Source organism: Polyangium jinanense (assembly GCF_028435265.1).
In the GTDB taxonomy this organism is placed as follows: domain Bacteria; phylum Myxococcota_A; class Polyangia; order Polyangiales; family Polyangiaceae; genus Polyangium; species Polyangium jinanense.
Window position 1 is genome coordinate 241566 of sequence record NZ_JAGTJK010000004.1, and the last position, 18434, is coordinate 259999.

15 protein-coding genes are annotated in these 18434 nt (G+C 70.5%); 5 read left to right on the forward strand and 10 right to left on the reverse strand.

The features are described from left to right. Positions 1 to 2: 2 nt before the first annotated feature. The 3 genes from KEG38_RS11855 to KEG38_RS11865 form a co-directional block, all read right to left on the reverse strand. The gene (locus KEG38_RS11855) at positions 3 to 1034 is read right to left on the reverse strand and encodes a sulfate ABC transporter substrate-binding protein (RefSeq protein ID WP_272419469.1); all 1032 of its coding nucleotides are present in this window, start codon (positions 1032 to 1034) and stop codon (positions 3 to 5) included. Between the two features lie 3 nt (positions 1035 to 1037). Further along, positions 1038 to 2525, reverse strand: a complete 1488-nt coding sequence (locus tag KEG38_RS11860; protein WP_272419470.1) for a Kelch repeat-containing protein — start codon at positions 2523 to 2525, stop codon at positions 1038 to 1040. Between the two features lie 113 nt (positions 2526 to 2638). Then, a complete protein-coding gene (locus KEG38_RS11865) occupies positions 2639 to 3853 on the reverse strand; it encodes an aminotransferase class I/II-fold pyridoxal phosphate-dependent enzyme (RefSeq protein WP_272419471.1) in 1215 nt (404 codons plus the stop codon). Positions 3854 to 3984: 131 nt separating this feature from the next. Between KEG38_RS11865 and KEG38_RS11870 the strand changes: the two genes are divergently transcribed. From KEG38_RS11870 to polA, 4 genes are read left to right on the forward strand one after another with little or no spacing between them, the layout of a single operon-like run. After that, positions 3985 to 5820, forward strand: coding sequence for a S8 family peptidase (locus KEG38_RS11870; protein WP_272419472.1), 1836 nt, complete (start codon positions 3985 to 3987; stop codon positions 5818 to 5820). A 44-nt stretch (positions 5821 to 5864) separates the two neighbouring features. Further along, on the forward strand, positions 5865 to 6062 hold the full coding sequence (locus KEG38_RS11875) for a hypothetical protein (RefSeq protein WP_272419473.1): 198 nt from the start codon (positions 5865 to 5867) through the stop codon (positions 6060 to 6062). Next, a complete protein-coding gene (locus KEG38_RS11880) occupies positions 6059 to 7381 on the forward strand; it encodes a carboxypeptidase regulatory-like domain-containing protein (protein WP_272419474.1) in 1323 nt (440 codons plus the stop codon). Before KEG38_RS11875 ends, KEG38_RS11880 begins: the two co-directional genes overlap by 4 nt. A 51-nt stretch (positions 7382 to 7432) precedes the next feature. Then, positions 7433 to 10129: a DNA polymerase I gene (polA, locus tag KEG38_RS11885; protein ID WP_272419475.1), complete on the forward strand. Its 2697-nt coding sequence runs from the start codon at positions 7433 to 7435 to the stop codon at positions 10127 to 10129. Between the two features lie 178 nt (positions 10130 to 10307). Here polA and rpsT read toward each other — a convergent pair whose 3' ends face one another. The 4 genes from rpsT to KEG38_RS11905 all read right to left on the reverse strand — a co-directional run bounded on the left by rpsT (position 10308) and on the right by KEG38_RS11905 (position 12941). Continuing rightward, positions 10308 to 10577, reverse strand: a complete 270-nt coding sequence (gene rpsT / locus KEG38_RS11890; protein ID WP_272419476.1) for a 30S ribosomal protein S20 — start codon at positions 10575 to 10577, stop codon at positions 10308 to 10310. Positions 10578 to 10586: 9 nt separating this feature from the next. Further along, positions 10587 to 10769 carry a hypothetical protein gene (locus KEG38_RS11895; protein ID WP_272419477.1) on the reverse strand — a complete coding sequence of 61 codons (183 nt, stop codon included), beginning with the start codon at positions 10767 to 10769 and terminating at the stop codon, positions 10587 to 10589. 118 nt (positions 10770 to 10887) lie between these two features. Further along, positions 10888 to 12030, reverse strand: coding sequence for a hypothetical protein (locus tag KEG38_RS11900; protein WP_272419479.1), 1143 nt, complete (start codon positions 12028 to 12030; stop codon positions 10888 to 10890). A 323-nt stretch (positions 12031 to 12353) separates the two neighbouring features. Then, positions 12354 to 12941 (reverse strand): RNA polymerase sigma factor, encoded by a 588-nt coding sequence (locus tag KEG38_RS11905; RefSeq protein WP_153821614.1) that lies wholly within the window; start codon positions 12939 to 12941, stop codon positions 12354 to 12356. Positions 12942 to 13351: 410 nt separating this feature from the next. On the opposite strand from KEG38_RS11905, the gene KEG38_RS11910 reads away from it, so the two are divergent. After that, the gene (locus KEG38_RS11910) at positions 13352 to 14683 is read left to right on the forward strand and encodes a S41 family peptidase (RefSeq protein ID WP_272419481.1); all 1332 of its coding nucleotides are present in this window, start codon (positions 13352 to 13354) and stop codon (positions 14681 to 14683) included. On the opposite strand, the gene KEG38_RS11915 is transcribed toward KEG38_RS11910, so the two are convergent. The 3 genes from KEG38_RS11915 to KEG38_RS11925 form a co-directional block, all read right to left on the reverse strand. Further along, positions 14680 to 15939 carry an FAD-binding protein gene (locus tag KEG38_RS11915; RefSeq protein ID WP_272419482.1) on the reverse strand — a complete coding sequence of 420 codons (1260 nt, stop codon included), beginning with the start codon at positions 15937 to 15939 and terminating at the stop codon, positions 14680 to 14682. The genes KEG38_RS11910 and KEG38_RS11915 overlap by 4 nt on opposite strands. Beyond that, positions 15936 to 17651 (reverse strand): glycerol-3-phosphate dehydrogenase/oxidase, encoded by a 1716-nt coding sequence (locus tag KEG38_RS11920; RefSeq protein WP_272419483.1) that lies wholly within the window; start codon positions 17649 to 17651, stop codon positions 15936 to 15938. Before KEG38_RS11920 ends, KEG38_RS11915 begins: the two co-directional genes overlap by 4 nt. 67 nt (positions 17652 to 17718) lie before the next feature. Continuing rightward, positions 17719 to 18432 carry a glycosyltransferase family 2 protein gene (locus KEG38_RS11925; RefSeq protein ID WP_272419484.1) on the reverse strand — a complete coding sequence of 238 codons (714 nt, stop codon included), beginning with the start codon at positions 18430 to 18432 and terminating at the stop codon, positions 17719 to 17721. Positions 18433 to 18434: the final 2 nt, after the last annotated feature.

Genomic DNA, 18434 nt, shown 5'->3' on the forward strand with positions numbered 1-18434 from the left:
GCTCAAGGCGCCGCGTACACGGTCTCCCACGTGCGCGGAAAGACGCCGTCCTTGCCGAAAAGCTTCGGCACGACCTCGTTCCAGCCGCCGAGCGAATCGATCCGCACCGGGTCTTCGAGTTCGGGGAAGGCGGCGGCGTGCGCGGCGCGCACCTCGGGGTCGTCGCTGCGGAAGCCGTACGTCGCGAGGATGTGCTGGGCCTCGTTGGAGCTCAAATAATCGACGAAGGCCTCGGCCTCGGGCAAGCGGGCGTGCTTCTGGGCGTTGACGTCCACCACGGCCGCCATGACCTCGACGACCATGGTCGAGGTGGGTATCACCATGTCGTAGGTGCGGCCGGCGGCGCGGCCCGCGAAGACCTCGCTCTCGTAGGTGATGGCCACGTCGCCGACGCCCTTCTCGAACGTGATGAGGCTCTCGCGCGCGCCCTTGTCCGCGATGGCCACGTTCTTCAAGACGCGGTGGAGGTAGCCCTGCGCGGCAGTCTCGTCGTTCGCGGCGACGCCCGCATGGCCGCGGAGCGCCGAGGCCCAGAGCGCGCTGACGTTCCACATCGCGCCGCCGCTCGTCTTCGGGTTCGGCATGAGCACGTCGAGGCCAGGGCGCGCGAGATCGGAAAAACCCGTGATGCCCTTGGGGTTGCCCGGACGAACCGCGAGGGCCACGATCGAGGTGGTGAAGGAGCCGCGCCGGCCACGCTTGCGCCAGTCGTGCGTGATGAGCTTTTCCTTTTCCAGGCGCGTGACGTCCGGGGCGAGCGCGAGCACGACGACGTCGGCCGGAAAGCCGGAGGCGACGGCGCGAGACTGCGCGCCGCTCGCGAGGTACGAGGTGCGCACGCGGATGCGCTTGCCCGTGCGGGCCTCGTAGTGCGCTTGAAAGGCCGGGAGGACGCCGCGGTCGAAGGCGTCACGTGGCGCCGAGTACGAGGCGAGGACGAGCGTGACGTCCGCCTCGGGTTCGCGCTGCGCGCTCGTGCACGACGCGAGCCCGAGGAAGGACGAGAGCGCGAGGGCGAAGCGCGCCCAGTGCATGGATCAGGGGAGGATCGACGGATCGAGGATGCCGCCGGTGTTCGTGACGCCGCCGCCGGGCGTGACGCCGCCCCAGATGACCATCTTGCTCCCCGTGCTGATGGCCGTGTGATGCGCGCGGCCGATGGGCGCGGTCGGGATCGGCTTCGCGCTCCAGGTGTTCGTCGCCGGGTTGTAGAGCGAGCCCGTGTTGAGGTAGGTGCCGTCGACGTTCTGGCCACCCCACACGATGAGGCGCGGCGCGATCCACACGGCCGTGTGGTACTGCCGGAGGTCGGGCGCGCCCTCGGTCGTCATGAAGCTCCACTCGATCTTCGGCTTGTACCGCGCGCCGATCGAGGCCGGCCCGAGCAGGTCGTAGCCGCCCCAGACGATCATCTCGGTGCCCGTCCATTCGGCCGCGTGACGCGCGCGCGCCGGCGGCTGGCCATCCTTGACGGCGCTCCAGACGCCCGTGCCCGGATCGAACTCGGCGCCGTCGCCGAGGTAGGTGACCTCGACGCCGTTGAAGCCGTAGCCGCCGAACACGATCATGTCCGAGCCCGTCCACACGGCCGAGTGATCCGAGCGCGGGCTCGGCGGCGCGCCGCCCGCGGGGAGCGGATCCCAACGGTCCTCGGTCACGTCGTACGCGCCGCCGTCGCCGAGGTAGTTCGTCCCGTCGAACCCGCCCCACACGATCACCTTCGAGCCGGTCCACACCATCGTGTGACCCGAGCGCGGCGAGGGCGCGCCGGCCGTGGCCATCGACGACCACGTGTTCGAGATCGGGTTGAACACGCCGCCCGTCTTGACGGGCATGCCGTTCTCGCCGCCCCAGACGACCATGTGCGTGCCGGTCCAGACGGCGCGGGCGCGGGCGCGCGGCGGCGGGACGTTCGCGGTGCTCATCGGCGTCCACGTGCCCGTGTCGAGGTCGAGCATGCCGCCGGTGTTCGTGGTGCCGCCGGCGGTGTTGCCGCTCCAGACGATCATCGTCGCGCCGGTCCACACGGCGACGTGATGCGAGCGCGCGGCGGGCGCCTCCTGCGTCGGCGTCGGCTCCCAGGCGTCGGCGCACTTGCCCTCGGTGCATGCGCCGAAGCATGCGTGCCCGCAGGTGCCGCAGTCCTGGCTGCTCGTCTGCCGATCGACGCAACGCGCGGGATCGCCGCAGAACGACTCACCCGCGGTCGGACAGACGCACTCCCCCTGGGAGCAGATCGTGCCGGGGCGGAAGGCGCAGTCCTGGATTTCGAGGCACTCGACGCACGTCGACTTCTTCGTGTCGCAGACCGCGGTGGGCGCGGGGCAATCGGAGTTCGAGATGCAGGTCGTGGGAACGCCGCCGCCATCGCCGCCGCTCCCTCCTCCTCCGCCGGTGCCTGCGCCGCCCGAGGCTCCGGGACCCTCGGGTCCCAGGGTCAACGCATCCGGGCATCCGCCGAGCAGCATCACGAGCGCTGCCGAGACACCCACGAGCCCCCACGGCCTTTGGCGAGTCGCACCCATCTCGAACCTTCCCATTCTCACGGCCTCCGAGGCGCGCCGAGCGGCGCGACAATGGATTCGAGACGTTACCAGAACGCTCGAATTTCGTCGCGGTCGTCAGGGCGCCCGGACGATCAGGGGTTCGTCGCCCGCCCGAGCCCGTCGACGAGCCGCTCGATGTCCCGCTCGGGGACCGAGCAAATCCCGACCCGGAGCGCGCCCTGGACCGGCACCACGAAGATGCCTTCCTGGCGCAGGCGCGCGGCGGCACCCAGCGCGTCCTCGCAAAACACCGTGGTGAAGAAGCCGCCGTCGTAGCGGGGATAGCCGAGGCCCGCGGTGGTCGCGAGCGTGTTCCAGCGCTCGACGCGACGGTCGAGGAGGTCCTTGTACGCCGCGCGTTCTTGATCGACGCGGGCGCGGAGATCCGGATCGGCGAGGACCCGGGCGATGGCGTTCATGCCGGCGGCGTTGCAGTTCGACCACGTGCCGCGGCTCGCGTACGTGAGCGCATTCTGGACACGCGCGCGCTCGCCGTCGTCGGGGCAGAGCGCGACGAGCGAGCCGACGCGCAGGCCGTACTGCGTGAACGACTTCGACGCGGACCAGGCGAAGAGGACCATGGCCTTGTCCGCGAGGCGCAGCGCCGGCGCGAACGTCTCCGTCAGGTTTTGCTTCGCGTACCGCCCATAAGCGACGTCGAGCAGCACGGTGATCGGTCCACGCGTGGCGGCGCGCCCGACGACGTCGACGATGCCGTTCCAGTCTTGCGCGTCGAGCGAATAACCCGTCGGGTTGTGGCAAGGCGTGTTCAGGAAGACGAGCGCGCGGCCTTGCGCGTCGAGGACGCCGGCGAGCTTGCGCTCGAAGTCGGCGACGTCGAGGCGGCCCTTGTCGTCGAACATGCGGAACGTCGCGAGGGTGCGATCCGCCTCGTCCGCGAGGGTCTTGTACGGGCTCCAGTAAAAGCCGGTCGTGAGCAGCATCTGCTGCGGTTCGAGGAACGTGGTGATGGCGTGGCGGAGCGCGCCGGAGCCGCCGGGCGTGGCGACCGCGGTCGCGAAGGAGGCCTCGGGGCGGCCGGCGAAGAGGTCGTCGATGACGCCCTGCAAGAAGGCCGGCGGGCCGGCGATCGGGGCGTACGCGGCGCCGACCTCGGGCGGCACGGAGCGCAGCGCTTCGACCACGGCGCCGATCACCGCGAGCTTGCCGTCGTCGTCGAGCAGCACGCCGACGGTCGCGTTGATGACCGGCTCACCGGACTTCTTTCTCGCCTGCGCTTCCGCGTTCAGCGCGAAGATGGGATCGTCCGCGGGGCGCGCGGTTCGCGAGGGAATCAAGAACTCCATGGAAGCGGCCGCTACCACGACTCAGGGAGCGCTGCCAAGACGCGACACACGCCGCGATGCGTCCAAGGTCGTCCCGCTCGCCGGCTCGATGCGCACGGGACCCGGCTTCCGCGCTGCGCTAGGATAACGCCATGCGAACGTCTGCCGCTCTCCGGACCACGCTCGTCGCGACCGCGCTCGTCGCCACCGCAAGCGCCGCGAGCGCCCGAGGACCTGAGCGCCCGCTCGTGGATCCCTCCCAAGCGAACGGCATTCCAGAGGTCTACGCAGACGCGCTCGGCCCGCTCTACGAGCCCGTCGCCATCGCGACGGAAGGGTTTTTGTCGACGCCGTCGGATCTCGGCGAGACGAGCTGGGACGTGCCGGGGCAGATCGTGGTGGACGCTCGGGACGACCTCGACGTGTCTTCGCTGCTCTCGCTCGCCACGGACTTCGGTCTCACGTTCACGCCGACGCAGCTCGCGCCGTCGACGAAGATCCAGATCGCGACGGTGTCCGCGGGCGACATGGCGCGTGTGCTCGACCGGCTCTCGCGCGATCCGCGTGTCGAGTTCGCCGAGCCGCTCGCGCGTGTGCGCGCGTCGTTCGTCCCGAACGACCCGCTCGCCGGCGAGCAGTGGCACATGCAGCGCATCGGCGCGCAGCGAGCGTGGGACTTTTCGGTCGGGCGCGGCGTGACGGTCGCCGTCGTCGACACGGGCATCGCTTGCGAGGACCACGGCCCGTACATGAAGGGCACCGACCTCGCCGCGACCGAGTGCGTGGAGGGCTGGAACTTCGTCACAGGCAACGAGCACGCGAACGACGATCAGGGCCACGGCACGCACGTGGCGGGCACGATCGCGCAGTCGACGAACAATGGGATCGGCGCGTCGGGCGTGGCGTTCGGCGCGCGGCTCATGCCGGTGAAGGTGCTGAACGAGAACGGCTGGGGCACGACGGCGGACGTGGCCGACGGCATCCGCTGGGCCGCCGATCACGGCGCGCACGTGATCAACCTGAGCCTCGGCGGCCCGCGCAACTCGAAGGTCTTGCAGAAGGCGATCGAACACGCGCACCGCATGGGCGCGGTCGTCGTCGCGGCCGCGGGCAACACCGGCGGCAGCGTGCAGTACCCCGGCGCCTCCGACGGCGTCATCGGCGTGAGCGCGACCGATCCGAACGACAAACTCGCGTCGTTCTCGTCGCGCGGCGAGGGCGTGGATCTCGCCGCGCCCGGCGTGAAGGTCGTGCAGCAGACGGTGTGCAACAAGGGCCGCAACAAGTGCGAGCAGTTCCCCGGCTGGAACGGCACGTCGATGGCCTCGCCCCACGTCGCCGGCGCGGCCGCGCTCGTGATGGGCCTCGGCGTGACCGATCCGGCTGCGGTCGAGGACGCGTTGCGGAAGAGCGCGCGTGTGGTCGATAGCTCCGATGGTGGAAAGCGCCTCTACGGCGCGGGTGTGCTCGACGCGGCCGAGGCGGCCGTGTCCGTGACGAAGCAGCACGCGCTCACGCGCCTCGTCGCGCTCGTGCTCATGACGGCCTTCGTCGCGCGGGCAGCGCGCAAGAAGAACAAGGACGCGAAGAGCCCGCTGCGCCTTGACTTCCTCCTGCCCGCGCTCGCCGCGGGCCCGGGCCTGTTCTTCTTCGCGCCGTGGCTCCTGCCGCGCGCGGACTTCTGGGTCGACGTCGCCGCGCGCCCGATCGCGGATCTCGATCTGCTCGTGGGCGTCTCGCTGCATCGCTTCCTGCCGCTCGCGAACGCGTTCGTCCCCTTCGCGCTCACCGCGGTGGGCTTCGGCATCAAGCGCCTGCGCCCGGCGATCGCCGGCCTTTCCGTGGGCACGGGGGCGTACCTGCTCTCGCTCGTCGCGCTCGGCGACGCGGGCGGGCCCTTCGGCCGCGTCGCGCTCGTCGCCTGGTGCGTCCTGAACGCGGCGATCTGCGCCTGGATCGCGCGTACGAACCTCGCCGAGACCCGCTAGCATCCCCGCCGGCCGAGCTCCCTCGGCTCGGTTATAGTCCGCGCATGCGTTCGCGATCCCTCCTCGTCCTGCTCGTCTTCTCGCTCTTCGGCTGCGGCGGCTCTTCCAGCGAGACGCCGTGGCCCGCGGAGCCCGAGGGGCCTGCGCTCGGTCCTGCCGGCGAGACATCGCGCGGCGAGCTCGACGACATCCGCAGCGCCGCGCCCGACGCAGGCAGCGGGGGGCCGGGCGTCGAGCCGTGACCGCGCCCCGGCGCGCCTGGTCGTTTGCGCTCGCGACCTTCGTCGCGATGCTGGCCGTGCCGCTCCTCGTGTGGCTCGTGCTGCCGAGCCCCGGCGCGCCACCTGCGAGACAGCCGCGCCCGCGCGCCACGGCAGCGGCCCTCGCAACGCCCGTGGAGACGGCGCCTGCGAGCACGACGCCTACACCACGTGCGACGTCGAAGCCGGCGATCGCCAAGGAAGATGAGCCGCCGGCCGACGACGACGTGACCGGGACCGTGCTCGATTCGGACGGGCAACCGGTCGGGCGCGCGGCCGTCGGCTGCGACGATCGAAGCGCGCAGCTCACGACGACGACCGACATGGAGGGTCGTTTCCGGCTTCCAGCGGAGGCCTCGGGCTGCATGGTCGTCGCGCATCACTCGCAGCATCCGTCGTCCGAGCGTGTCCGTGTCGAGGCGGGCAAGGACAACGTCGTGAAGCTCGGCGCGGGCGGCGCGATCGAGGGTGTGGTCGTCGACGAGCAAGGCGCAGCGGTGACCTCGTATCGCCTCACGATCGAGCTCTTCTTGCCGAACACGGAGGGCGTCGACATCGGCGCGCGTGGCCGGCCGAAGACGGTGGAGGATCCGGCAGGCGCGTTCCGTTTGGAAAAACTCCCGCCCGGGAAGTACGTGCTCGGCGCGAGCGCGGAGGCGCATCCGCCGGGCAAGAGCGAGACCGTGGAGGTCGAGGTCGGACGAACCGCGCGCAACGTGCGGATCGCGCTCCCGCGCGCGGCGACGCTCTCGGGCACGGTGCGCGACGAGGAGACACGCAAGCCGATCGTGGGGGCGACGGTGCGCCTCGACGGCATGGCGGGCGGCGGAGGTTTCGACATCGCGGCGCCCGTCACGACGGACGCGGAGGGTGCGTTCTCGCTCGTGGGCGTGCCGCCGGGGCCGTTCTCGGTGCGCGTGGAGCGCGACGGCTACAAGAGCCGCATCGTACCGGGTTTGACCACGCGCGGCGCGTCGGTCATCCGCGAGGACATCACGCTCCGCGCGCGCGGCGACGGCGGCAGCGAGAGCGAGCTCGAGGGCATCGGCGCGATCCTCGCGCCCACGCCTGGCGGCATCGTGATCACGTCGCTCGTGGAGAACGGACCGGGGGCGAAAGCAGGGCTCCGTCGTGGCGATCGTCTCGTCCGCATCGACGGCGTATCGGCCCAGGAGATGACGCTCCCCGACGCGATCCAGAGGCTCCGCGGGCCCTCCGGATCACGCGTCGTGGTGTCGGTCGCGCGCGAGGGCGAGGGCAACGCCGAGGTCACGGTGACGCGCGAGCGCATCGAGCGGTAGCGCTCGGCTGCCCGACCAATCCGCCTCGCGGCCGTGCTACATGCTCGCCCCATGGTCACCCGCAAGGCCGAGTTGCCGCCGCCGGGCGCTTCCGATGTCCTCTACATCATCGACCTGTCGGGGTACGTCTTCCGCGCCTATCACGCGATTCAGACGCCCCTGACGAGCCCCACGGGCGAGCCCACGCATGCCACGTACGGCACCGTGAGCATGCTGTCGAAGCTCGTCGACGAGCGCAAACCGGCGTTCCTCGCGGTCGCGATGGACTCGCCCGGTCGCACGTTCCGCGACGATCTCGACGAGCGGTACAAGGCGCACCGCCCTCCGCCGCCGCCGGACCTTCACGTGCAGATGGCGCGTTGCAAGGAGATCGTCGAGGCGTACCGCATCCCGATCTACATCGCCGAGGGCCTCGAGGCCGACGACCTGCTCGCGGTCGCGGTCGCGCGCGCGAAGGAGCAGGGGCTCCGGGTCGTGATCGTGAGCAGCGACAAGGACCTGATGCAGCTCGTCGACGCGGATCGCGTGATGCTCTGGGACGGGCGCGACAAGGTCTACGGCCCTTCCGAGGTCGAGGAGAAGTTCGGCGTGCCGCCCACGCAGCTCCGCGATCTGCTCGCGCTCGTGGGCGACACGAGCGACAACGTGCCCGGCGTGCCGGGCGTCGGCGTGAAGACGGCCGCGGACCTCTTGAAGGAGTTCGGCACGCTCGACGCGATTTACGCGGGCCTCGATCGCGTCAAGCGCCAGAAGATCCGCGACAACCTGCGCGAGCACGAGGCGGACGCACGCCTTTCACAGAAGCTCGTCAGCTTGCACATGGAAGCGAAGGTCGACTTCGACTTCGAGGCGCTCCGGTACGGCGGCGCGGACGTCGCGCGGCTGCGGGCCCTCTTCACGGAGCTCGGCTTCACGCGCTTCATCAAGGCTGTGCCCGCCGCAGCGCCCGTGGGCGGCAGCAGGCGCGCGATCGCGACACGCGATGAGCTCACCGCGTTCGCTGCGGAGGTGCAGAAGGCCGGCAAGCTCGCGATCGAGATCCACGCGACCTCACGCGAGGCCATGCGCGCGCACGTCTGCGGGCTCGCGCTCGCGTACGAGCGTGGCCAGAGTGTCTACGTGCCGATTGGCCATCGCTACCTCGGCGTCCCCGCGCAGGTCGGCATGGCCGACGTCGCCTCGGTCCTCGGTCCGATCCTGAAGGACCCCGCGATCACGAAGCTCGGCCACGATCTGAAGTTCGTCGACGTTCTTCTGCGCCGCCATGGCCTCTCGCTCCGCGGCATCACGTTCGACACGATGCTCGCGAGTTACCTGCTCGACTCCGAGGCATCGCACGAGCTCGCCGACGTCGCCGAGCGTGACGCGGGCGTGAAGATGCAGCCGTTCGAGGAGCTCGCGCCGAAGAAGCGCGGGCAAGCGCAGCGCGCGCTCGACGACGTCGAGATCGAGCAAGCGACGGGCTACGCCGCGGCCTTCCCCGAGGTGGTTCTCACGCTCGTCGATCAGCAGACGCCGCGCCTCGAAGCCGCGCACCTCACGGACCTCTTCACGAAGATCGAGCTGCCCCTCGCGTCGGTGCTCGCGCAGATGGAGTACACGGGCGTGCTCGTCGATCCGAAGGCGCTCGCGTCGCTCGGCGAGGAGATGGCGAAGGAGCTCGCGGTCCTCGAAAAACGCGCGCACGATGCGGCCGGCAAGGAGTGGAACCTCGCGTCGCCGCGGCAGCTCGAGACGATCCTCTTCGACGAGCTGAAGCTCCGCAGCCTGCGCAAGACGAAGACGGGCCGCTCGACGGACGCGGACGTGCTCGAGCAGCTCTCCGACGATCACCCGCTGCCGGGCATCGTGCTCGAACACCGCGCGATCGCGAAGCTCAAGGGCACGTACGTCGACGCGCTGCCGAAGCTCGTGCACCCCGAGACCGGGCGCATCCACACGCGCTGGAGCCAGGCCGTCGCGGCCACGGGCCGTCTCTCGTCACAGGATCCGAACCTGCAGAACATCCCGATCCGGACCGAGCTCGGCCGCCTGATCCGGCGCGCGTTCGTGGCGCCGCCGGGGTTCGTCGTGCTCTCCGCCGACTACTCGCAGATCGAGCTCCGCGTGCTCGCGCATCTGTCGAAGGATCCGGTGCTCGTCGACGCTTTCCGCACGGGGCAGGACGTGCACACGCGCACGGCGATGGAGATCTTCGGCGTCGAGACGTCGGAGGTGACGGCCGAGATGCGTCGGCGCAGCAAGACCATCAATTTCGGCGTGATTTACGGCATGGGCGAGGCCGCGCTCGCGAGGCGACTCGACATCCCACGCGTCGAGGCCGCGCGCTTCATCGACGCGTACTTCCAGCGTTACCGCGGCGTGCACGAGTTCATGGAGCGCACGATGACGGAGGCGCGGCACACGCAGGTCGTGCAGACGATGCTGGGCCGCCGGCGCATGGTGCCGGACGTGCACAGCTCGGATCGCGGCCGCCGCGCGTACGCCGAGCGGATCGCGCAGAACACGCCGATTCAGGGGTCGAGCGCGGATCTGCTCAAGCTCGCGATGGTTCGTCTCGGCGAACCCGTGGTGCCGGGCGCGCGCATGGTGCTGACGGTGCACGACGAGCTCACGTTCGAGGTGCCCGAGGATCGCGTGGAGGAAGCGAAGGCGAAGGTGCGCGAGGTGATGGAGACGGTGTTCCCGCTCGATGTGCCGCTGGTCGTCGACGTGGGTGCCGGGCCGACCTGGGCCGACGCGCACTAGGCGACGCGGCTAGAAGAAACCCCTCTGCCGCAAACCCCCAGCCCCTCTCCCTCACGGGAGAGGGGAGGGGAGCCAGTTTTTCCGAGACAAAATGCAACAAACCGCCGCACGCCTCGAATGTTCGAGGTGTGTAGCGGTCCGATGCGTGCTCGGCCGAGGCCGAGGATCAGCTGCGGGTCTAGGCGACCTTGCCGGCCTTGTGCAGCGCGCGGGCGAGGCGGCCCTGCAGGCGCGAGGCGCGCTTGCGGGGGATCGTGCCCTTGTGCGCCGCGGTGTCGAGCGCGCCGATGGCCTCACGAACGTTCTTCGTCGCGTCCGCGGGGGTGGCCGTGATGCTCGCACGCGCCTTCTTCAGCTCGGTGCGGAGGGCGGACTTGGCGGCACGATTACGGGCCGTCCTCTTGATGCGCTGGCGGTTGCGCTTGTCGGCAGATGCGTGATTGGCCATGGAGCAAACCTACTTCTTCGCTGCCGCGCTCGCCGCCGTGCGGGGGGCATCGGGCGCGTTCGGGTCGTAACCCTCGAGGTGGATCGGAAACTTCGGCGTGCCGTGGGCGCGGAGATCGCGCTTGCGGGCCGTGCCTGCGCGCCGCGACTTCCGCTTGCGGATGCGGCTGCTTTGCTGCGTTGCGGAGACCATGGGGGGGCGGAGTCTATTCGGAGGGTCCCGCCTGTCAAGGCAAGACACACGTTTTCCGCACGATCCGTAGCGCCGGCCGAACCAAGAAGCCCGAGCCCGGCCGGCGCGGTACGGCCGTTCAGGGCCGGATCGTCGCGCCAACCGTGAACGAGGGCTTCGAGAACGGGCCGACGTTCGCGCCCTTCAGCGCAGCCTTGACGCACCCGCTCTGCCCGTTGCTGGCGGCCCAGCCCGTCACGCTGACGTTCGTCACGGTGCCGCTCGACGAGAACGTGATCTGCGCGCGCGACACGTCGTCTGCGCCCGCGACGCACGCCTTCGCGCCCGGCATCACCGCGCCGATCGCGCTTGCAACCGAGCCCTGCGACGGCTGCTCCGGGATCGTCTGGTTGCCGCCCTTGTTGCCGCCCGCCGCGGGGACCATCTCACCCGTGCCGTCGTTCTTCTCGGCCGAACCACCCACGGCCTGCGCCATCGCGCCCGCGAGATCGCCGGGCTTCGCGCCGATCGTCGGGGCCGGACCGGCCGGAGCGGCGGGCGCCTGCTGCGCTTCCGCGCCGCCCGCGGGAGGCGTGGCCGCAGCGACCTTCGAATCGGCCGCAGCACCGCCGCCCGTCGGCTGTGCGGGCTTCTGCGCGTCCGCGGTCTCCGTCGGCAGCGAGTCCAAGGACAAACCCGTCGACGCCGGCGGCGGTGCCTCGGCGATCTTCTGCTCGACCGGCTTCGGCGCCTCGGCCGCGACCTGGGGTTTTTCCTGCCCGACGTTCGCCGTCGTCGTGTTTTGCTTCGGCGACTGACCACGCATCACGATCGCGACGCCCGCGGCGATGCCGACGACCGCGACGAGGATGCCCCACGTCGCGCCGCCGCCCTTCTTTTCAGCCTTCTTCTCGCGCGCCTCGGCGAGGTTCTTCACGTTGCCCGCGCTCGCCGCGGCGACCTTCTCGTCGCCCTCGAACGCAAGGTCGTGCGTCGCGGGCTTCGCCTTCTCGGCGGCCGCGATCTGCTCGGCCGTCGCCGTCTTGTTGATGACGTTGAGGTCGACGACGCCCGAGTCTTCCTTGCCCGTTTCCGAGAGCCTCGGCGGAGGCGCGGAGGGCAGCGGCGTGCGCGAGACGGGCGGAGGCGGCGCTTCCGACGGCGGCTTGCTGATCGATGCCGGCGGGATCGAGCCCGGGATGCTCGGGCGGGACGCACCCGCTTGGCTGGCCCGCGCGGCGAGCTCCTTCAGCGACGGACGCTTGGAGGTCGCGGCGCTCATGGGCATGCTCTCCGGGGGTTTGGCTGACGACCCGGAGTTCGAATCCTGCTGAGACATCGTTCTTTCTCCTGAAAGGAGAGGCCGCGCGGGGCCCTCCGAAGCTACCAAGCGTTCTGCCTCTCCCGCCTCGGGCGAGAGCGATGGCGGCGCGAGCAGCGCCGTAAGTTGCGCGTCGTCCACGCGCGGAGCGGCCTGTGCAGCCGCGACGATCGAAGCCGCTCGTTCCTCCCAAGCCGCATCATCCAGGTGCGGTGCAGGCCAGGAGCCAAGGAGCGTGTCGACCTTGGAACCGAGATCGGTCTTGTCGGTCTTGTCTTGGGGGCTCATGCCGCGTCCCCTCCAAACCCTTGCTTTTCGAGGTGCTCGCGCAGCTTGCGCCGCGCTTCGTGCACGCGCCAGGCGACCGTGCCCTCGGGACAATCGAGCACCCGCGCTGCCTCTTCATGGCCCATGCCGTCGATGCACACGAGGACCAGCGTGGTCCGCAGTGTGTCCGATAGCTTGTCGATGCCCTCGCACAGCGCCTTCGTGAGCTGACGCTCCTGCGCGATCCGCGCCGGATCCGAGCCGTGCGACGAGCGATGCTCCGCGAGGAGCGGCTCGATGCGCGGGTCGTCCGCGGGCACCGCGTCGCGCTTCGGCTTGCGAGCGCGGATGGTGTTGAGCGAGAGGTTGACGGCGATGCGGTAGAGCCAGGTGAATGGCTCGCTGCGGCCGTCGAAGCGGTCGAGCGCCTGGTAGGCTCGGACGAAGGTCTCCTGCGTCACGTCCTCTGCCTCCGCGCCCGTACGCACGAGGTGGAACGCGAGGCGGAAGATGCGCCGCTGGTAACGCTGCACGAGCGTCCCGAACGCTTGCGCGTTCCCGGCGCGTGCCTGCTCCACGAGCTCACGATCCGTCGGTTTGCCCATCTTGGAAGGCTCGCTGGTGCGTGAAACGAAGGGAGGGCGCCCTGGGCGGGTCCCGCCACGGTCGGACCACGGACGACATCCGTGAGTCCGACGAGGAGCGCGAAGGTGCGATGTGCCCGAGGCCCGTGGCCGGGAGCGAGGGATCGCCGGGAGGCAAGGCCCACGGGCCGTGCCCCCGACGGTCTCCCCGATGAGCGCCCCGAGCCACGTTCAGGCGCGCGAACATAACCGAACATGGCCGGTTGGACAAAGCAACGCGCCGTTGCTTGGGACGAGGTTTTCAACCGGGCGCCTGGAAGTTGCTACCCCAGGCCGGCGCGCGTCACGAACGGGGGGCCCTCTCCCGGCTCCAGGCCTCCGTAAGCCGGGCCGTGATCCAGGCCGCGGGCTGCTATGGTCGGAGCATGCGCATGTCCGCTCCCCGATGGCTCCGGACCGCCGGGCTCGTGCTTGCCGCTTTCGCCGGTGGCGCGGTGACGAGCCAGGCCGTACACGCGAGGAACCAGTCGAGTAGCCCGTACGACCCCTTCGACCAGCTCTCCTGGGTGCTCGTGCTCGTCGAGAACCACTACGTCGACCCAGCGCAGCGCAATAAAATCGTCGAGGGGGCGATCAAGGGGATGGTCGCCGAGCTCGATCCGCACTCGGCGTACATGACCCCGCAGGAGTACACGCTCTTCCAGAGCGACACCGAGGGGAAATTCGGCGGCATCGGCGTCGAGGTCGACTTCCGCGACGAGCGGGTGATCGTGCTCGCGCCGATGGAAGGTTCGCCCGCGGCGCGGGGCGGCGTGAAGGCAGGCGACGAGATCGTGGCGATCGAGGGCAAACTCGTGCGCGGCGAGCGGCTCGAGAAGATCATCGGGCTGATGCGCGGTCCGGCAGGATCACGCGTGCGGATCACGCTGCGTCGGCAAGGTGTGTCCGAGGCGATCCAGCTCGACCTCGCGCGCGAGGAGATCCACGTGGCAAGCGTGGTGGGCAAGCGGCTCGACAGCGACATCGCGTACGTGAAGCTGCGGCAATTCCAGGCCGGGACGCACGAAGAGCTGCTGCGCGTGACGGCGAAGCTGCGCGCCGAGAGCTCGCGGCCGCTGCGCGGCGTGCTGCTCGACATGCGGAACAACCCCGGTGGTCTCGTCGACGAGGCCGAGGCCGTGGCCGACGAGATGCTCGATACGGGCGTCATCTACACGACGCGGCATCGAGGCAAGGTGATCGACGAGGCAAAGGCGAGCGGCGGCGGCGCGCTCGCGAACCTGCCGATCGTGACGCTCGTGAACGAGTACTCCGCGAGCTCGTCGGAGCTCGTTGCGGGTGCGCTGCAGGATAACCGCCGCGCGTCGGTGATCGGGTCGTCGACGTTCGGTAAGGGGAGCGTGCAGACGATCTTCGATCTGCCAGGCGGCGCGGGGATGCGGCTGACGACGATGCGGTACTACACGCCGAGCGGTCGATCGATCCAGGCGCAAGGGATCCAGCCCGACGTGCGCGTCGAGGCGAGTCGGCCGTTGCAACCAGGCGAGGTGGTGCGCGAGAGTGATCTCGACGGTCATCTGCCCGCGGAAGCAGGAGGCGGGACCGCGAACACGAACGTGGCGCGAGGGCCGATCGTACGAGCAACCGCAGACGATACGGGGCCCGCGCGTGACGTGCCGACGGACCCGACGAAGGGATCCGATTTCGTGCTGGCGACGGGTTACAAGATGCTGATCGAGCGGCTCGGCGCAGCGCCGCGTTAGGCCGGCTGAGCGGCGGCGCGGCCCGCGCGCAGGCCCGAGGCGACAGCTTCGAGCAGGGTGCGCGGGCGAGCCGCGAGGACGTCGCCCGCGACGAAGATGCCGGGCGCCGCGCGGCCGCCGGGCGCATGCACGCCGACGGCTTCGAGCGCGGAAGGCGCGGCGTCCTTGGGCCACGCGATCTGATCGAGCTCGGGGCCGTGCATGGAGGCGACGACGTCGAGCGGGCCTCGGCCGAGCGCAAGCGCGACGGGCGCGTCGATGGAGAGCGCGAAGGGGATGGCGCCACGCGCTGGGAGATCTTCGCCGGCGTCGTGCTCGGGCGGATCGTAGACGATGCCGCCGCCCGCGACGCCGCCCATCGCGATGACGGCGGCGTCCGCGGCGGTCTTCGCGGTGTCGCGCGCGCGGGTGAGGAGGATCCGATCGCCATCGCGGACGAGCGATACGGCGCGATCGGCGATGCGCTGCACGCGGAGCGCGTCGAGGAATTTCTTCTGCGCCGCTTCGAAGCGCAGGCCCGCGGCGGAGCCCACGCCGACGAGCACTTCGCCGACGGGAAGACCGATTCGTTCGGAGAGCTCCTCCGCGCGGGCCGCGCGCGCGCCGAGCCAGGAGCCGAGCAGCACGGCGGAGGCGGGTTCGTCCGGATGAACGCGCGCGTCGGATGTGAGCGCTTCGCGCATGCGCTCGCCGAGCCAGGCGATCCGCGCCGGATCGTCGTGCCGCGCCGCGAGGTCGCCGTCGGAGATACGCGCCTCGTCGGCGAAGCGCAGGATCGGCGTGTCGATGGCCTCGAAGCGCAGGCCCGTGCGGCGCGCGAGCGGGTCGTCGGAGAGCGTCGCGGCGATGGCATCGGCATCCCAGCCGGCGCGTGGAGCGCGGGGCAAGAGCACGCGTTTGCCGTGGAGCGCGCCGAGATCGAGCAGGCCCTTGTCGCGGCCACGCGCCGGGCGCAGGCGGCCCGCGATCGTCGCGACGAACGGCGGCGGCGCCCGATCCGGGAGGTCCCAGATCCCGAGCGCGTTCGAGAACGCGGCGACGTCCGCAGGCAAGCTGTGGAGCTCGATCGGGCTGCCGAGCACGCGCGCCGCGTGCATGCGTTCTTCCCAGGGGACGTCGTCGACGGCGCCTCCGCCGAGCGAGCTCGCGCCCGCGCCGGCGGAGACGAGGATGACGTCGGCGCCACTGTTTCGCGCGGCAAACGCAGCCGAGAGGCCAGCGACGCCCGCGCCGAGAATGAGGACGCGGCGGCTCACGCGGCCTCGCCTTCTTCGAGGTCGCGCACGTCGACGCCGAGCTCGGCGCGGACCGCCGCGATCGCCAGCGCTTCCTGTTGCGCCTGCTCGGGTCCGAGCGCGACGGCGCGCGTCTGCGCCTGGCGCGCGAGGAAACGCGCGGCTTGCTCGAGGCCCTCGCGCGGCGAGAGGTCGAGCTCCTGCGCCACGATCTGCCCACACCGCGCCGCGCATCGCATGCCGCCGCACGCGCCGAGGCCGAGGCGTGTCCGGCGCGAGACGTCGGAGACCGAGCGGGCCCACTCGGTCCGCACGACGTGTCGGACCTCGGCCTCGATCACCGGCTCGCACGCGCAGACCGTCACCGCCTCGCGAGGCCGTTCTTGCACGCGCTCGGCGATGTGGAGCGAGCGCGAGCCGTGACGGAACACGAGCCGTCGCGCCGCGACCGGATCGATCTCCATGCGCGCGGCGAGCGCGATCGCGTCGACGGGTTTGTCGCCGCCCGGCAGCGGGCGCTCGTGCGTGGCGCAGCGCGCGCCGATGTCGAAGCGCGCGGCGAGGATGTCGGTCATCTCCTCGGCGAAGATGCGATAGCTCGCGAGCTTGCCGCCGACCATCGAGTAGACGCCGGGCGCGTCGTGCGCGGCGTGGTCGATGATCTGGTGCTCGCGCGAGAGCTGATCCTCGTGCGGGCCGTAGGCGTAGAGCGTGGGGCGCACGCCGGCGTAGGTGCCGATCGCGCGCGCCGTGTGGATCTGCGGAAAGACACGCGCGACGCCTTGCACGAGGTAACGCACCTCCTCGCTCGTCGCGCGGACCTGGTCGAGGTCGCCGTAAAAGTCGTCGTCGGTCGTGCCGACGATCGTCATGTTCTGCCAGGGCGCGACGAAGATCTGCCGGTCGTCGATGGTCTGCGCGGCGACGGCGTAGTTCAGAAGGCGCCGGTCGTAGACGATGTGGATGCCCTTGCCGGGGCGGACGCGCGCGCGCGTCGGCGGGATGCGGCCGAGCGAGGCGGTGATCGGGGCCCACGCGCCCGTCGCATTGATGACCGTGCCCGTGCGCAGCTTGCCCGTCTTGCCCGTGCGGCGGTCGCGGTAGTGCACGGCGACGACCTCGCCCGTGTCCTCGCGCCGCTCGATGCGCTCGACGGTGCAGCCGACGAGGATGCGCGCGCCGCGCTCGCCCGCGTCGACGGCGTTCGCCGCGCAAAGCCTGGCGCCGTCGATGCCCCACTCATCGAAGCTGATGCCGCCGACGATGTTGCCGCGCAGCCCCGGCTCGAGCGTTTGCATCTCCTCTGCCGTGAGCATCGCGTGCTTTTTGCCGCGCTTGAGGGGCTGGTAGCGGTCGTACGCCTCAAAGAAGGCGTCGATGAGGGCGAACATGATCTTCGCGCGGCCCTTGTTCTCGACGGGCATCAAGAACGGGACGCGGTGGAGCATGTGCGGCGCGATGCGCTGGATGTAGCCCGAGTCGCGGCACGAGGTCGCCGTGACGTTCGGGTCGTTCAGCATGTACCGCGGGCCGCCGTGAATGAGGCCGCTGTTGTTGCCGCTCGCGCCGAAGGCGAGGTCGTTGCGCTCGAGCAGCGCGACCCGAAGGCCGCGCATCGAGGCGTCGCGGGCCACGCCCGTCCCGTTCACGCCGCCGCCGATGACGACGATGTCGACGTCGTGGTCGGATCGTCGAGGTTCTACCTTTCGGGAGCTGTTGACGGGACGCGGCATGGTGCGCGTCATAGCACGCCGCGGCGAGGGTCGCAGAGGCGCGCGACGGGCTCGCTCGGCGCGGGGACTAGCCCTTGATCCGGATCGCCCAGGTGAGCTTGGCGAGGCTCTTCAGCACGTTCGGCACGCGCTTGACGAGGTTGATCGAGGGTGGACGCTTTTCCTTCACGCGGACGGGGATCTCCTGGATCGACAGGCCCGCGCGGTAGGCGCGGATGACGAACTCGCTCGCGAAGACATCCTTCTCGACCACACACGCGCGGGCGATCGGCAGGAGCGTTCGCCGCGTGAACGCCTTGAGGCCGTGTGTGTCCGTGCCCTGGAAGCCGAGCGTCACGCGGAGCAGGCCGTTGTAGAAGATGCTGGCCGCGTGCCGAGCGAGCGGGCGTTCGTCCGCCGATCCGTCGAGCAGCTTTGAGCCGATCACCATGTCCACCCCGCGGCCCGCTTCGAGCAGCTCGACCGCGCGCTTGTGGAAATCGGCGTCGCAGAGGTCGATCTCGTCGCAGATGATGATCTCGCCGCGTGCCTCTTCGACGATGCCGCGCCGGAGGGCACCGCCGTAGTTCGGCTCGCCGAACGAGAAGAAGCGGACCTCAGGGTATTTCGCGGCGAGCTCGGCGGCGATCTCGACCGTGCGGTCGCGCGAGCCATTCTCGGCGAGGACGATCTCGTAGGACCAATCGAAGGGGCGCAGCCGCTCGCGCAGGTCGACGACCGCGGCGTGCAGAATGGCCTCCTCGTTGTAGACCGGGATGACGATCGATATCCGGGGATCCATCG

Coding starts and splice junctions, on each gene's coding strand:
- KEG38_RS11855 (WP_272419469.1), bottom strand. CDS start 1,034: ATGCACTGGGCGCGCTTCGCCCTCGCGCTCTCGTCCTTCCTCGGGCTC.
- KEG38_RS11860 (WP_272419470.1), bottom strand. CDS start 2,525: ATGGGTGCGACTCGCCAAAGGCCGTGGGGGCTCGTGGGTGTCTCGGCA.
- KEG38_RS11865 (WP_272419471.1), bottom strand. CDS start 3,853: ATGGAGTTCTTGATTCCCTCGCGAACCGCGCGCCCCGCGGACGATCCC.
- KEG38_RS11870 (WP_272419472.1), top strand. CDS start 3,985: ATGCGAACGTCTGCCGCTCTCCGGACCACGCTCGTCGCGACCGCGCTC.
- KEG38_RS11875 (WP_272419473.1), top strand. CDS start 5,865: ATGCGTTCGCGATCCCTCCTCGTCCTGCTCGTCTTCTCGCTCTTCGGC.
- polA (WP_272419475.1), top strand. CDS start 7,433: ATGGTCACCCGCAAGGCCGAGTTGCCGCCGCCGGGCGCTTCCGATGTC.
- rpsT (WP_272419476.1), bottom strand. CDS start 10,577: ATGGCCAATCACGCATCTGCCGACAAGCGCAACCGCCAGCGCATCAAG.
- KEG38_RS11895 (WP_272419477.1), bottom strand. CDS start 10,769: ATGGTCTCCGCAACGCAGCAAAGCAGCCGCATCCGCAAGCGGAAGTCG.
- KEG38_RS11900 (WP_272419479.1), bottom strand. CDS start 12,030: ATGAGCGCCGCGACCTCCAAGCGTCCGTCGCTGAAGGAGCTCGCCGCG.
- KEG38_RS11905 (WP_153821614.1), bottom strand. CDS start 12,941: ATGGGCAAACCGACGGATCGTGAGCTCGTGGAGCAGGCACGCGCCGGG.
- KEG38_RS11910 (WP_272419481.1), top strand. CDS start 13,352: ATGTCCGCTCCCCGATGGCTCCGGACCGCCGGGCTCGTGCTTGCCGCT.
- KEG38_RS11920 (WP_272419483.1), bottom strand. CDS start 17,651: ATGCCGCGTCCCGTCAACAGCTCCCGAAAGGTAGAACCTCGACGATCC.
- KEG38_RS11925 (WP_272419484.1), bottom strand. CDS start 18,432: ATGGATCCCCGGATATCGATCGTCATCCCGGTCTACAACGAGGAGGCC.